A 16,533-nucleotide genomic window follows, 5' to 3' on the forward strand; every position below is an offset into this window, starting at 1 on the left:
AATGAACAAAAAGAGCCTTCGGTAAACCACCCCTTCAGTATACATTCGTAGCGTTTTTGTAACAATACATTAACAAATCCCGCAAGGAGGCATACTAAAATTTTATCAACCAGTATCCTTCCCGTAGTATTTCCTAACCAGACTGCCGCCTATAGAGTTTTGTTGTAAAGCAATGAAACTGAACAATTATTGTCCAAATATTTGATGCTATGCATTCAAAAGCTACTCCTGATTGCCCTTTTACTGCCCTTTTTCGCCTTCCTTTCCCCAAGGAACGGCATACTGTTGCAAACAGCAACACTTATATCTGTAGCGGCATTGGTTCGTTGGCCTGGAAAAGCCTCTTATTAACCCTGCTATGTATATTAGGTATAAGTGCCCGGCAAAGCTGGGCGCAAACATATACTACCCGGGTATATGCCAGCAGTACGCCTAATCCGGGCGGTACAGCTACAGGTGTTTGTTTGCTCTGCGGTGTGACCAATGGTGCAAATGCGGTGGATAATTCACTCAGCACAAAAGCTACGATTACCACCACTGTAGCACTTTTGGGTGCCAAGGTTTCTCAAGACCTCGTTTTCCCCGCTCCTATTACCAACAATACACCTGCTATTGTAAAAATAGGCGCCTCAGGAACCCTGGGCAACCTGGTATCATTAAATCTATTAGGAGGTGTATATGTGCAGGCCTTTAACGGTAGTGTACCCGTAGGTGATACTGCATTTGCCAGCCAAACTGTGTTGCAGCTTTTAGCTAGCGGTAACCAGGGAGAAATATTCCTGGCTACCCCTCCGGGCACCTACGATCGGGTAAGAGTAACGGTGGATGGAGGCCTGGCAGGTATTGCCGGAAGCATCGATGTATATGCGGCTTATTATAATAAACCCGCTACCAGCACCATCGCCTGCGATGCGCCCATCGATATATTATATGGTGTAGCCGGTGCTGTAGGCAGCCTCGGAACAGTTACCAATCCCGCTCAGGCAGGTGATGGTATTGTATCAAATTCCAACTATGCAGAACTAAGCAGCGTAGTGGGAGCCCTGGGAAGCAGTGCTGAAGTAACTGCGGTATTCCCCGGGCTTTCCAAGCTAGGCGACTCTGTTCGCATCTATATGTCAAGCCCCGCTTCCCTGCTTTCTCCACAGATATTAGGCTCTGTGAGAATCATTACTTATAACGGCGGAACCGTTGTTGATAGTTTTAACGCTTCCAGCAACTTTCTAACACTGGGCTTTATGACAGGGTCTACCACCCTGCAGGGATTATCGTTCAAGGCCTCGGCGCCATTCGATCACGTGGAAGTGCTTATTGGCTCTGGCATTGTCGGAGCCCTTTCTACGCTTAGGGTACATGAAATACAACGTTACGCACCCGGACCAATAATCGCCGGCGGTACTTTACAAACTACCTGTCTGAATACACCTGTTACTTTGAGCGTAAGCAGCCCTGATCCCGGACTCGTTTACTCCTGGTTCGACTCTACACAAACAAAGATAACGGATGGTACCAGCTACAGCCCACCGGTAAATGTGGCCGGAAGTTTCCGCTATTACGTATCGTCCACTCGGCTGAATTGCTCTACCACATCGGCTCCGTCGCTCGTTACGCTCATGGTGAATAACTATGCAACGGCCGCTGACATTACCGTTCCGGCAACTACACAATCCTGTACCAATGATACCGTACAGATTACGCCAACTTCAACAACGGCTACCAAAAAGCCCGTATTTAAGTGGTATAAAGATGCTGCTAAAACTACGGCCATCACTAATGGTCTCGTTGAAGGCAACGTTAAATACAGTATTGACACCACCGGTAAATTATCCATTACCGGCCTGGCCGCAGGTTCCTATAACTATTATGTTAGCGTTTCCGACAGTAATCACTGCGAAAATGCCGCCAATACACTTAAACAAGCTTCGGTAACCGTAGGTGCTGCTCCGGCTCCGCCAACAGTAGCACCATTCTTCTCCGTAGCCACCGGCCAAACCGTAACGCTTACGGCATCACCGGTAGCCGGCGCCACTATCGAATGGTACAGCGATACTACCCTCGCCCCAATCGGATCTGGCACAAGCTTCCAGGTAGGACCTTTCGGCACACCAGGTAACTATACCTATTTTGCAGGTGTAAGATTAACCGGCGGCTGCGAATCCTACCGCGTACCAGTACTCATCACCGTAACAGGCCCCGTAACCACCGGTGGCTGTAACGTACCTACTTCTCAAAATAGTGGTACTACCCTCGGTTGCGTACTGTGTAGCGTGGCTAACCCAACAAACGATATTGATACAGATCCGGCCAACTTCACCCAACTCAACATACCGGTAGGGTTGCTAGGAGGTTCTGTTTATCAACAGCTGATCTTCCCGGCCGCAGGAGCTGGAACGGATAGCATCCGGTTTGATCTGGGTACTAATGCACAAGTAGCCAATGTAAACCTGTTGGGAAACATTGTATTAACGGTTGCTAACGGAACAACTGTTATCAGGAGAGATACCGTTTCACAACTGGCTAACGTACAACTGTTGAACAATAACCGTATTGTAGTAACAGTACCTGCTACTGCCGCTTACGACCGGGTACAGATATTACTTACCGGCATAGTCAATCTGCTCAACAATGTGCAGATATATGGTGTAAGGGCAGTAGGTGCTAACCCAGCCATTGCTGCCGGTGGCGTAACTACCTGCGTAGGTTCTACCGCTACACTGACCGCCACACCAGCCACTGGAACTTCTGTAAGATGGTATGCAGATTCTACTACTGTAACTTCCCTGAGCAACCAAAGTTCCTATACTACTCCTACGGCCTTTACCACAGCAGGTACTTATACCTACTATGTACAGGTAGTAGACGCGAATGGTTGCGCTAATCCGGAACGTATCCCTGTTGTAGTGACTGTAAATCCGTTAGGAACACCAGCAGACATCACGCTGGCAGATACCACCGGTGTCTGCAGTGGTGGCACAGCACGCCTGGCTCCAACGGCTGCGGGTGTAACTAAACCGGAATTTAAATGGTATGCAAACGCCAACAAAACTTCTCCAATCATAAATGGTACTGTAATAGGCAGTGCTACTTTCGCCATCGATACAGCTGGTAACCTGAGTGTTACTGGTCTTACTCCTGGTGATTACACCTATTATGTAAGTGTATCCGGCACCAACCGTTGTGAAAATGCTGCCGGAAATCTGAAAGCGGCTACTATAAAAGTAACCAGCTCCCCAGCTCCGCCTACCCTGGTACAAACTTATGCTGTGAGCACCGGCTTGCCACTAACACTGGTCGCTTCTCCTGCTCCAGGCAGCACCGTAGTTTGGTACAGCGATACTACCAAAGCATCTATTGGTAGTGGCAATTCTATTACACTGCCGCCGTTTACTACACCTGGCGTATATACCTATTTCGCTGGCGACAGCGTAAGCGGAGGTTGCGTATCCAACCGCCTGGCTATCGTTATTACCGTAACAGGTCCGGTAACACCAACCAGCTGTAACGTGCCTACCAGCCAGGTAACAGGTACTACCCTGGGTTGCGTACTGTGTAGTGTATCCAATCCAACAAATGATATCGATAACGATCCGGCTAATTTCACCCGCCTGAATATACCAGTAGGATTACTGGGAGGCTCTGTATATCAACAGATGATCTTCCCTGCTGCCGGGGCATCTACCGACAGTATCCGTTTGGATCTGTCCTCACCCGGAGGCCTGGCAGATGTAAGTTTACTGGGCGGCGCCGTGGTAACTGTATATAACGGTACCACCGTAGTAAGTACCAAAACATTATCTCAGCTGGCTACCTTAAGGTTGCTGAACGGCACCCGCTACATCGCCACAGTGCCAACTGGCGGTGCTTACGACCGCGTAGAGGTAAGACTCACTGGTGTAGCTAACCTGCTAAACTCACTGGATATTTATGGTGCACGCGCTGTAGGTGCTAATCCAACTATCAGCGCAGATAGCGTAACGGTATGTGCCGGTTCAACCGCCGTACTCACGGCAACCCCTGCCGCCGGAACATCTGTAAGATGGTACGCTGATTCAACCACCACCACTTCCTTGAGTAACCAAGCCAGCTACACAACAGATACCCTGAAAACAGCTGGTACCTTCAAATATTATGTACAGGTAATAGATGGTAATGGTTGCGCTAACCCAGACCGTATCCCGGTTGTAGTGACTGTTAACGCGCTGGGCTCTCCTGCTGATATCACCGTAGCTGATACAACTACCGTTTGTGGCAACGGCACTGCGCTGTTGACGCCAACAGCTGCAGGCGTAACCACTCCTGTATTTAAATGGTATGCAAATGCCAATAAAACCAGCCTGATTACAAATGGCACCGTAATAGGTGGCGCTACCTTCACGATCGATGCCGCCGGAAATCTGCGTGTTACCGGTCTGACTCCAGGTAATTATACTTACTATGTAAGCGTATCCGGTACTAATCGTTGTGAAAATGCCGCTGGCAACCTGAAAGCAGCGACCGTACAGGTGGTAACCGCTCCTGCTGCTCCGGTTGTAACCGGCGACGTAGTAGTACCAACCGGGGTGAAAGCTACCTTAACAGCCGCCGCGCCACCAGCTGGTGCTACTATCGTATGGTATAGTGATTCAACCACTACTACACCGCTGGGATCTGGCAACAGCTTCCAGGTAGGACCTTTCAATAATCCTGGAACATACACCTACTTTGGTGCTACCCGCATCACCGGCGCTTGCGAATCTCCAAGAGTAGCCGTACACGTAGTGGTAACCGGCCCAGTTATTCCATCTCCTGATTGTAATGTTCCAACCAGCCAGGTATCTGGTACTACGCTGGGTTGTGTACTGTGTAGCGTCAGCGGACCTACCAATGATATCGACAGTGTGCAAACCAACTTCACACGGCTCTCTATGCCGGTTGGCTTATTAGGTGGCTCTATTTACCAACAGCTGATATTCCCGAATCCGGGTAAAGCAACTGACAGTGTACAGGTTCGTTTCGCTGCTTCTACCGGCCTGGCTGATGTAAGCCTCCTGGGTGGTGCAGTAGTTTCCCTTTACAATGGCAATACCCTGGTAAAAGCAGATACATTGGCAAATTTACTTACCCTGCGAGTGATCAACGGACAGCAGTTTGCGGCTACACTGGCAGCTCCTGGTGCTTTTGACCGTGTAGAAGTAAGATTAACTGGCTTGGCTAATCTGTTACACTCCCTGGATATTTATGGCGCCCGGATCTTCTATCCAAAAGCAACTGTTAATACTACGAATACAAGCGTATGTATAAATAATAAAGCTACGCTGTCTGTAACACCGGCAGCAGGTACTTCTGTACGCTGGTACGCTGATTCTACCAGCACCACCGTATTAAGTACGCAGAATACTTATACGACCGATACGCTGAAAACCGCCGGCAAAGTGACTTACTATGTGGCGGTAGTAGGTGGATCAACTAATTGTCCGAACCCAGACAGGATACCAGTTACAGTAAATGTATCTCCGGCGCCTCCGGTTCCGGGTGCACCTGCAACGGTTAATATCTGCCCTGGCTCTGATGCATTATTGCAGGTAGCAACACCAGATCGTCAGCTTACTTACAACTGGTACAATGTACCGACCGGCGGCACCAAATTGAATACCGACAGTGGCTTCGTATTCAAGGTAACAGCCGTTAACCGCGACACTACCTTCTATGTAGAAGCAGTGAGCAGTTGTGGTGCAGCGTCACCAAGACAAGCGATCAGCATTGTGCTGTCTTCTTCTTTGAGTGCGCCAACAGTAACACCGAATCCGGACTCTGTTGTGATTGGTACGCAAACAGCATTGAATGCTACCTCTAATACCGCCAACGCCATTTACAAATGGTATGGTAGCCAAACAGGTAACGACAGCCTGTTTACCGGACCGGTATTTACACCACCAGTTAGCAATACACTGGGTACGGTTACTTATTGGGTAGAAGCATCCCTGGCCAGCGGTGCTACCTGTAAATCTATCCGTGTACCGGTACAGGTGATATCTATCGCTCCGCCACCATTTACACAAGTACCGTGTGAAGGTGCTACCAGTCAAACAATTGGTGGCAGCGGATTACTCATACTGGGTAACGTTTACAACCCGGCCCTGGCAGTGGATAACGATGCCAGCACCGCTTCCTCACTGGTAATTAACCTGGGCGCCCTGAATGCACAGGTATGGCAGAGAGCGAAGTTCAATGGCGTATCTTCCATCGGTGATACTGTTAGAGTATTGCTCTCCAATCCAAGCCAGATACTTTCTGCCAGCTTACTGGGAGGAGTACAGTTAACTACTTATAACGGCTCTACCCCTGGAGATTCTGTAAATATTAATAGCACAATGGTTAACCTCACTTTACTGAGTAACCAGAAACAAGCAATAGCTGAATTTGTACCTACCAAAGCATTTGACGCAGTGGAAGTAAAACTGAAATCAGGTGTGTTGGGTGCATTAACTACTATAGATTTTAACTACGCACAACGTGCCCTGGTAGCACCAACCGTTCAGGCAACCAAGGTAGCAGTTTGCGCAGGAAGTACCGCTACTATCAACGTAAGCAATCCTGCAGCAGGTGTCACCTACCGCTGGTATAACAGCCAGGGTAACTACCTCACCGGTAAAGACGGTACTACCTTCACTTCCGGTGTGCTCAGCAAAGACACGACCTTCTATGTAGAAGCATCCAGGAATGGTTGCGTAAGCAAGGGGCGTGCAAGAGTGGATGTAAGCGTAACTGCTGCGCCAGCTGCACCGCAGGTACAGGCTACTACCGTAGCAGTATGTGCCGGATCTGATGCAGTACTCGCAGTGGCTAACCCTGTAACAGGCTACACCTACGCCTGGTACAATGTAGCTAATGGAGGAACCAAGCTGAATACAGACAGCGGATTTACCTACAAAGTGGTGAATGTGACAGCTGCAGCTACCTACTACGTAGAAGCGAAGAACGACAGCTGCAATACTATTTCAGCTACAAGAACAGCTGTAAATGTGAGCACTGCTACAGCGCTGGCATCACCAACTGTAACTCCGGTGAATGATACCGTAATAGTAGGCCAGCAGGCCGTATTTGTAGCGAAAGCTGCTACTGCAAATGCTGAATTCTACTGGTTCGCTACACCAACAAGTACAGATACCCTCTTCAAGGGCAGCACATTTGCAGCTCCTGCATCTACAGCAATAGGTACCGTTACTTATTGGGTGGAAGCAGCGCTGCCAGGAGGCGGTTCTTGTAAGTCTGCAAGAGTAGGGGCTAACGTAATTACTGTTTCAACACCAAATGGACCAGTGCCTTGCGAAGGCGCCACTACACAGATTATTGGTGGATCAGGTCTGTTGATTTCCGGTAATGTATACAATCCGCAACTCGCAGTAGATAATAATGTGAACACAGCATCAGCCCTGGTAATAAACCTTGGAGCACTCAACGCTTCAGTGTACCAGAGAGTATCCTTCAACGGCCTGTCTACGCCGGGTGATACTGTAAAAGTGATGTTGTCTAATCCAAGTCAGATACTCTCTGCAGCCCTGCTGGGTAGCATTCAGCTGACTTCTTATAATGGGAACACGCCAGGTGATGTGGTACTGGTATCTAACCCGATACTCAACATCAACCTGCTCAGTGGCAATAGAGGTGCAATACTGTCCTTCGTACCAACTCAACCGTTCGATGGAGTACAGGTGACACTGAAATCAGGTGTTGTGGGCGCCCTGACCGAAGTAGACCTCAACTATGCACAGCGTGCCATGGTACAACCAACCGTACAGGTAACCAATGCTGTCATCTGTAAAGGAAAACAAGCTACGCTCAGCGTAGTAAATCCTGCACCAGGTGTAACATATAGCTGGTACAACAGTTTGGGTAACCATCTGCTCGACAGCGTAGTCTTTGTAACACCAACTACGCTCGATACCGGCAGATACAGCTACTTTGTAAGAGCAAACAGGAACGGTTGTACAGGCGCAGCCTCTGCACCAGCAGTGGTAACTGTACAGGGAATACCATCTAAACCGGTAGCTGTTAATAATAATGTATCTACCTGTCTGAATACACCGGTAACACTCAGCGTGAAAGCGGTAGCCGGCATACAATTCAACTGGTATGATGCGGCAACAGGTGGTGCTTTACTGATGTCTAACAGTAATACCTACACCACACCAGCTAATCTGCTGGCAGGTACGTATAACTTCTACGTAGAAGGAGTGAATGCAGGCAACTGTATGAACGATAGCGGACGTACGAAGATTACCCTCATAGTAGACAGTGCATCTACCGCAGCAGATATCCAGGCTGCTGACCAGGTGATCTGTGCCGGTGGTTCGGCAGTATTAACGCCAACCAGCGCTACTGTACAGAATCCTGTATTTAAATGGTATGCTAATCCGGATAAGACCGGTCCTATCACACAAGGTGTTAGTGCAACCGGCGTATTAACTATCTCCGGATTAACTGCCGGTACCTACACCTACTATGTAAGTGTAAGCAACGCCGGTAAATGTGAAAATGCAGCAGGTGCACTTAAAGCGGTGAAAGTGACTGTAAATACCACTGCTACAGCAGCCGATATTGCAGTAGCTGATACTACTATCTGTGCAAATACTGCAGTGAAACTAACAGCTACGAGCACTACCGTCACCAATCCAACGTTCAAATGGTATAGCGATGCTAACCTGACAACATTGCTGTTCACAGGAGCATCTTATACTACACAAGCAATAAGCACTACCACTACATATTATGTAACGGTATCTGGTGATAACAAGTGCGCTAACACAGCAGCCGACGCGAAAGCGGTACTGGTAACTGTACGTGATGTACCGGTTCCGATCATCTCTGCTTCAGCTATCAGCATCTGTGTGGGTGATACAGCAACATTAACCGTACAAAACGCAGATAATACGCTCACCTATCGCTGGTACAATGCAGCACAAGGTGGAACCCTGCTGTTCACCGGACCTGTATACAGTGTAACCGGCCTTACCGCATCATCCGACTTCTACGCAGAGGCATCAGCCGGCGGATGTACCAGTGCAACCAGGACTAAAGTATCCATAGGTGTAGGCGTAGCGCCAACTCCGATCCTGGACGCTACTAATGTAACAGTATGTCAGGGTGGAACAGCAGTGCTGAAAGTGACATCTTCTACTAACAATATCACTTACAAGTGGTACACAACCGCTACAGGTGGCACGGCAGTATTTACCGGACCGATTTACACCACGAATGCGATCAACGCTAATACTAAGTTCTATGTAGAAGCCGTTGGTGATACTTCGAAATGTGGTAAACCATCTGCCCGTGCAAGCGTAAGTGTGAATGTGGTACCAGTTCCTGCAGCACCGGTATTGGTGAATAATGCGGTACAGGGTTGTAAAGGCCAGGGAGTTTCTCTGTCAGTGCAAAATCCTGCGGCAGGCACCACTTACCAATGGTTCGATAAAGCAACAGGTGGTACTATGGTATTTGAAGGAGCTGTATTCAACATTACTTCTCTCGATAGCACCGTCACTTATTATGTACAAGCCCTGGTAAATGGCGGTTGCCCAAGCGCATCCCGGACCAGTGCTACCATTACGGTAAATAGTATACCAACAGCGCCGGTTATAAACGCTTCTTCTCTCTTCGTATGTCAGGGAGGAAATGTAACGCTGAGTATTCAAAATCCGGCAGCAGGTACTACGTATCGCTGGTATGATGCACCAACCGCAGGTAACCTGTTGTTTACAGGTACCAGCTATCAGACAGGCCCATTAAACAGTAATACTGATTTCTATGCAGAAGCCAGCAATGGTAACTGTAGCAGTACTGCAAGAACCAAGATATCTATAGGTGTAGGCCAGGCGCCAACACCAACACTGGAAGCTACTGCCCTCACTACTTGTCAGGGTACTGCCGCTACACTTCGTGTGACTTCAGCCACCAATAATATTGTGTATAAATGGTATACACAGGCTGTAGGCGGAACGGCGGTATTTACCGGACCAGTATTTACTACAGATCCGCTGAATACTACCACAGACTTCTGGGTAGAAGCAACTGGTACTGGTGGTCAGTGTGGTAGTCCATCTGCAAGAGTGAAAGCTACTGTAACAGTAGTAGCAGCTCCAACTGCACCGGATGTAGTAGCCACATCGCTCAAAACATGTGCTGGTACAGGTGTAACCGTGGCCGTGAAAACAATACAGCCAGGCATTACTTACCAATGGTACGATGCGCCAACAGCAGGTAACCTGCTCTTTACAGGTGCCGTTTATAGTGTGCCGGTAGTAACACAGAATACTACTTATTATGTACAGGCTAACCTCGGAGGCGGTTGCTCCAGCTCTACCAGGACTGCAGTAAACGTATCTGTAGATCCGGCTCCGGCTATTCCGACCGTGGCGCAAGACAACGTGGTAACCTGCATAGGTGGCACTGCTACCTTCACGGTGACTAACCCTGACGCTACGTTCACTTATCGCTGGTACGATGCACCATCGGGTGGAAACCTCCTGGCAACCGGTAACGCTTACACTACAGCGCCACTGGCTCAAACCACTACCATCTACCTGGAAGCATTGAACGGCGCAGGTTGCAGCAGCGTACGTAAAGGAGTAACTGCTACAGTGGTAAGCACAATAGATGCACCACTTGCCGATCCAATCACCGTATGTAGCGGTCAAACAGGCGTACTGTCTGTGAAATCCAAACAACCAGGTGTTATCTATAAATGGTACAGCGTGGCTAACGGCGGTACAGCAGTATTTACTGGTGGCGACTTTACCATCACACCGGTAGCGAATACTACTTACTTCGTGGAAGCTTCCACCAGCGGTGGCTGTATCAGCGCCAGCAGAACATCGGTAAGTGTAACCGTAAATCCGTCTCCGGCAGCTCCGGCTGTAGCGAATGCTACCCTGCAGGCTTGCCCAGGTCAAACCGTTACACTGAATGCGCTCAACCCGGATGCAACGCTGACCTATAAATGGTACACCGTACCAACCGGCGGTACAGCTGTAGCAACCGGCGCTACATATGTTACTCCTGGTGTAACAGCAAACCAGATGTACTACCTGGAAGCTCAAAACAGCAATGGCTGCGCAAGCCCAACACGTACAGCTGTGAGCGTACAGGCTACACCTGCCCCAGGTGCACCGACGGTAACTGGTAACGAAAACGGTGTTTGTCCGGGTAAAACAGCTACGCTGACCGCGGCATCCACTACCACAGGCGTCGACTTCCGCTGGTACACAGTGGCAACAGGCGGTACACCGATAAACACGGGTGCAACGTTTGTAACACCTGCCCTGAATGCTAATACTACCTATTATGTAGAGGCGGTTACCACCGGCGGTTGTATCAGTGCGGGTCAGAGAACAACGGTTAACGTAAACATTGCACAGCCGCTGCCGGCTCCAGTAGTAACGGTAGACAATACAACAGCTACTACTATCACATTCCGCTGGTCGCCAATCACCGGTGCTCAACGCTACGAAGTATCGCTCGATGGCGGCGTAACATTCCTGCCACCAAGTTCAGGACCAAATGGTACTACACATACTGTTACCGGCCTGCAACCTAACCAGAGCGCTACTATACAGGTAAGAGCAATCGGAGCTTCAGATTGTGAAACCAGTGCATTGTCTACAGCAATTACCGGTAAAACAACGAATCCACAAGGCAATAACATCTTCATACCAAACCTCTTCAGTCCGAATGGCGATGGCGTGAATGATATCATGTATGTGTACTCAACATCGATCGCACAACTTGAATTCAGGGTTTACAACCAGTGGGGTCAGTTGGTATTCACATCTAAAGACCAGCGTCAGGGATGGGATGGTACAATGAGTGGTGTGAAACAACCGGTAGGCGTTTACGTATACATCGTGAAAGCCACCATGCAGGATGGTTCAGTGATCATCAAGAAAGGTAACGTAACACTTATGCGCTAACCCGGATTCATGAGCATAAGTCCAAATCATCATAAAGCCGGGATGCAGGATAGCATCCCGGTTTATTCAGAAAAACTAAAAAGTGTTCCTATGAAAAGGATGTTTATAGTTGCAATAATTTTATGGAGCAGTTTGTTGCCCCGCCTGGCTGTAGCCCAGGTAGATCCACATTTTTCACAATACTATGCCTACCCGCTATGGTTAAACCCAGCCCTGACGGGAGTGATTGATGGTGATTACCGCATTAGCGGCGATTATCGCAATCAGTGGGCTAATTATGGAAAGCCTTTCTCTACGGCCGGTGTATCGATCGACGCTGCTACAGACAAGAATATTGGTGTAGGACTTAATGTAATGAACATGTCCGCTGGTGATGCCGGGTACAACTATTTTAATGCAATGGCCAGCGTTTCCTATAGCGGGGTGAAATTTGGCCGTACCAAAACCAGTCAGATAGTATTTGGTATAAATGCCGGTTTAATCAACAGAAGATTAGATCCTGCTAAATTCCAGACTGGTAGCCAGTATCAACCGGTTACAGGTTTTGATCCCAGTATTTTTAACGGAGAAAATGTAAGTAAAACCAACTCCAGCCAGTTCGATGCAGGAGCAGGTGCGGTATATTTCGACGGAAACCCCAATCACATGCTCAATCCATTTGTGGGATTTGCCGCCGCTCACCTGACACAACCAAAGGACTTTTTTGCATCGGACGGAACAGATAAAAGATTGCCGGTTCGTTACCTGGTGCATGGTGGAACTAAAATAAAACTGAACGAACGGCTGAGCCTTACGCCTACCGGTTTATATATGAGACAAGGTAATGCGGAAGAAACCGTTGCCGGCGTATATGCCAGCCTGTTGGTAAACCCTGAGTTTGACTTCCTGGTAGGCGGTAACTATCGGTTTAACGATGCCGTCATTCCTTTTGCCGGTTTTCACTTCAAAAACTTTGTATTGGGATTGAGCTACGACGCCAATACCTCCAATATGCGCCGCCTGGTAAATGGCAGCCAGAGTTTCGAAGTATCTCTGTCCTTTATCAGCCGCAAAAGGAGAATGCTGAATGAAGAATACTTTATCTGCCCAAGATTATAAAACTGTCTGAAACTGGAGGAAGAATGGAGGAAAAACTTATACAGAAAAATAGAAATGGAACCCTCATGAAAAAAATTACACTCTGTTTGCTGGTGATTTTTTTAGGAATAATTAACTCCATACAAGCGCAGTATGTGTATGATTACAAGCATACAGCGGATGTTTTTTATAACTCAAGGGATTATTATTCTGCTGCCCAGTACTATAATAAAGCATTGGGTACCTTTAAGATTAAACCAGAACAGGTTCTACCCTATACCGTTGGAGGCACTGCCCCAAGTGGTAAACTAAAAGATTATCAACAGGTGGTTGCCCGCCTGGCGGAGTCATACCGCCTCTTCTATGACTATGGCAACGCGGAAACCTGGTACTCACAGCTGGTAGGATTTAACAACCCTGCATTTCCACAGGCACGCTACTGGTACGCCGTTTGTCTGCGCTACAATGGTAAATACCAACAAGCCCTCGATGAGTTCACCAAATTCAAACAAAGCTATACCGCAGCAGATGAACTGTCTGTAAGAACCCCGCTGGAAATAGCCTGCTGCCAGTTTGCGCTCTCTGAAGCGAATAAAGAGCCAAGGTATACGATCGAAAAAACTGCCGGTAATGTAAATGAAGGCGGAGCCAACTACGCCCCCGTAATATTGAGTGGCGGCACCCTGATGTTTACATCTTCCCGCCCCGATAATCCTCCCTTACCGGTTCCGGCAGCCAATAACCAGGCTGCTGCAAAAAAGCAAACAAAGAAAGGCACTCCCTATGTAAATGATCTTTACACCGCTATTGGTGCTGATAATACCTATGATAAAAGCAAAAAAGTAAACATTCCTGTTGCTAAAGGATATGACCAGGGAGTATCGGCTATTACACCCGATGGCAACACCTTGTATCTTACCAGGTGGACAGTGAAAGATGGTGCAAAACACGCCGCCATCTACATCAGCACGCTCCATAACGGCGCATGGACTGAACCTAAAATACTGGGAGATAACGTAAATGCATCTGGTTATAATTCCATGCAACCTTATATTACTGCCGATGGAAAATACCTGCTGTTCGCATCCAACAGGCCGGGAGGTATGGGCAAAAATGACTTGTGGTATTGCATTATGACCAATGGCGTACCGGGAGGAGCCCGTAACATGGGAACTACCATCAACACTAAAGATGAAGAACAAGCGCCCTTTTATGATGCAGAGAAAAATCTGCTCGTATTTAGTACCGATGGCCGCGTAGGCTTGGGAGGATTAGACTTCTTCCAAAGTGAAGGAGATTTCGGTACCTGGTCTGTACCCATTAACATGGGCAAACCCTTAAATTCTCCCAAGGATGATATCTACTACACCGCATTAGATAATACCCACCCTTTTGCGGCGGGTTTCATCAGTTCCGACAGGGAATCTATCTGCTGCCTCGAAGTATTCAGCATCAGGCGGATTAAAAAGACTGTGAGTGGACTGATCATAGATTGTGATACACAACAGCCGTTAGATGGCGCCACTGTAAGTTTGCTGGATACAGTGAGAAGAAAAACCATCCGCCAGGTTATCCTCGACCCTACAGGTAGGTATACATTTGAGGTAGATCCGCAACGCTTCTATAAGATAGTAGCAGAGAAGGAAAATTATTTTACGAAGAATATCTACTTTAATACCGCATCACTGCAACAGGTAGACTCTATGGAAAATCCTACGCTCTGCCTTAAACATTATGAAATCGAAAAGCCCATTATCTTAAATAATATCTACTACGACTTTAACAAAGCCACGCTGCGGCCAGAATCGAAGACAGTACTCGATACGGTGGTAGATATGTTGAATGATAATCCTAAGCTGACCATCGAAATGAGTGCGCACACTGATAGCGTTGGTTCCGTGAAATACAACGAGAAATTATCACAGGCACGCGCTCAATCCTGCGTAGATTATCTCATTAGCAGGGGAATTGCTGCGGACAGGCTGATTGCTAAAGGTTATGGTAAATCAAGACCAATAGCGCCTAACTCATTGCCTAATCATAAGGATAATCCGGAAGGACGGCAAATGAACCGTAGAACCGAATTTAAAGTATTAAAAAGACAGGTAGCGGTAAAGAATACATACGACACCGATACCGGACAATAATATCGACCCCTACCGAAGCGTTATTGCTTCCATATCCTACAATTACCAAAGCCGTCTCCCTGAGGCGGCTTTTTCTTTGTTGTCACTTAATGCTTACGTCACACTGTCGTATGGGTTTTATTTTGCCGGTAGCTCAGTATGGTGAGCCCTGCGCCCGCCAGTACTATAATAGCTCCGATCCAAGGGGTAGCAGTTAATCCCAGCGATGAAGTATCTACTACTCTTCCGCCTACAGAAGCGCCGATAGCCACCCCCAGGTTAAAAGCGGAAATATTCAGGGCAGAAGAAATATCCTCCGTGCCGGGCAGATATTTTTCTGCCATTTGTACTATATACAGCTGCAACCCCGGAACAGTAGCGAAGGAGAGCCCTCCCATCAGCAACAGGGTGAGTATAGCGGCAACAGGCTGATGTGAGGTGAAGGTAAACAGGAATAAAACGATTGCCTCATAAATAAATAGTTTGATGAGGATCTTTGCAGGATTAAAATTGCTGATCTTTCCTCCAACCATATTGCCCAGCGCGATGGCTATGCCATAAAGTAATAGCAGTAAGCTAACGGAAGATGCGCTGAAACCACTTATTTTTTCCAATAGCGTAGCCAGGTAAGTAAATACCACGAAGGTGCCTCCATAGCCCAGGGCCGTAATGCCAAGCACCATCACAATATGTTTATTCTTTAATACTTTCAGCTGATCGGTAATTTGTAAGGGAACACCTTTCTTTAAATCGCCAGGCAGCAACAGGAAGGTAGCCATAAAACCAATACCTCCCAGGATAGCCACGCCGCTGAAGGTGGCTCTCCAGCCAAAATGTTGGCCAATGAAAGTTCCCAGGGGCACGCCCACAATGATAGCCACCGTAAGCCCTGCAAACATAATAGCGATGGCGGTAGCCTTCTTGTCGGGCGTTACCAGCGTAGCTGCAATGGTAGCGCCTACACCAAAGAATACAGCGTGGGCAAAGCCAGAGATGAACCGGGCAGTTAACAATAACCCAAAATCAGGAGCCATCGCAGATGCAATATGACCCAGTATAAATAGTCCCATCATCGACATTAGCAATGGCTTCCGTGGTAAATGGCTGGTGAGGGCGGTTAAGATGGGGCCTCCTATGGCAACTCCCAGCGCATATATGCTCACTAATAACCCCGAAGACGAAACTGTAACATGTAAACTTTCTGCTATGGTAGGGAGAATGCCGACGGCGACAAATTCTGTGGTGCCAATAGCAAAAGCGCTGATAGTCAATGCCCAGAGTGCCGGTGGAATCTTTTTTCCAACCGTTTGGATGCTATGTTTTTTATTTAAGGTAAGTGTTTGTTCCATGTCGTTTTTTTTACTGACACAAAATTATTTCAGCAA

Annotated in this window: 4 protein-coding genes; 3 read left to right on the plus strand and 1 reads right to left on the minus strand. The window is 47.9% G+C overall.

What is annotated here, in order from left to right:
* Positions 1-209 precede the first annotated feature (209 nt).
* From HGH91_RS10990 to HGH91_RS11000, 3 genes are all read left to right on the plus strand, one after another.
* Positions 210-11,945 (plus strand): gliding motility-associated C-terminal domain-containing protein, encoded by an 11,736-nt coding sequence (locus HGH91_RS10990; RefSeq protein ID WP_168738485.1) that lies wholly within the window; start codon positions 210-212, stop codon positions 11,943-11,945.
* 90 nt (positions 11,946-12,035) lie between these two features.
* Positions 12,036-13,043: a PorP/SprF family type IX secretion system membrane protein gene (locus HGH91_RS10995; RefSeq protein ID WP_168738486.1), complete on the plus strand. Its 1,008-nt coding sequence runs from the start codon at positions 12,036-12,038 to the stop codon at positions 13,041-13,043.
* A 65-nt stretch (positions 13,044-13,108) separates the two neighbouring features.
* On the plus strand, positions 13,109-15,169 hold the full coding sequence (locus HGH91_RS11000; protein WP_168738487.1) for an OmpA family protein: 2,061 nt from the start codon (positions 13,109-13,111) through the stop codon (positions 15,167-15,169).
* Positions 15,170-15,267: 98 nt separating this feature from the next.
* Here HGH91_RS11000 and HGH91_RS11005 read toward each other — a convergent pair whose 3' ends face one another.
* Entirely contained in the window at positions 15,268-16,497 is a 1,230-nt protein-coding gene (locus HGH91_RS11005; RefSeq protein WP_168738488.1) for an MFS transporter, read from the minus strand.
* Positions 16,498-16,533 lie beyond the last annotated feature (36 nt).

This window comes from Chitinophaga eiseniae, from assembly GCF_012641265.1.
Lineage (GTDB): Bacteria > Bacteroidota > Bacteroidia > Chitinophagales > Chitinophagaceae > Chitinophaga > Chitinophaga eiseniae_A.

What these genes read in the sequence shown, in the direction of transcription:
- HGH91_RS10995 (WP_168738486.1), top strand. Translation starts at nt 12,036, where the DNA reads ATGAAAAGGATGTTTATAGTTGCAATAATTTTATGGAGCAGTTTGTTG.
- HGH91_RS11000 (WP_168738487.1), top strand. Translation starts at nt 13,109, where the DNA reads ATGAAAAAAATTACACTCTGTTTGCTGGTGATTTTTTTAGGAATAATT.
- HGH91_RS10990 (WP_168738485.1), top strand. Translation starts at nt 210, where the DNA reads ATGCATTCAAAAGCTACTCCTGATTGCCCTTTTACTGCCCTTTTTCGC.
- HGH91_RS11005 (WP_168738488.1), bottom strand. Translation starts at nt 16,497, where the DNA reads ATGGAACAAACACTTACCTTAAATAAAAAACATAGCATCCAAACGGTT.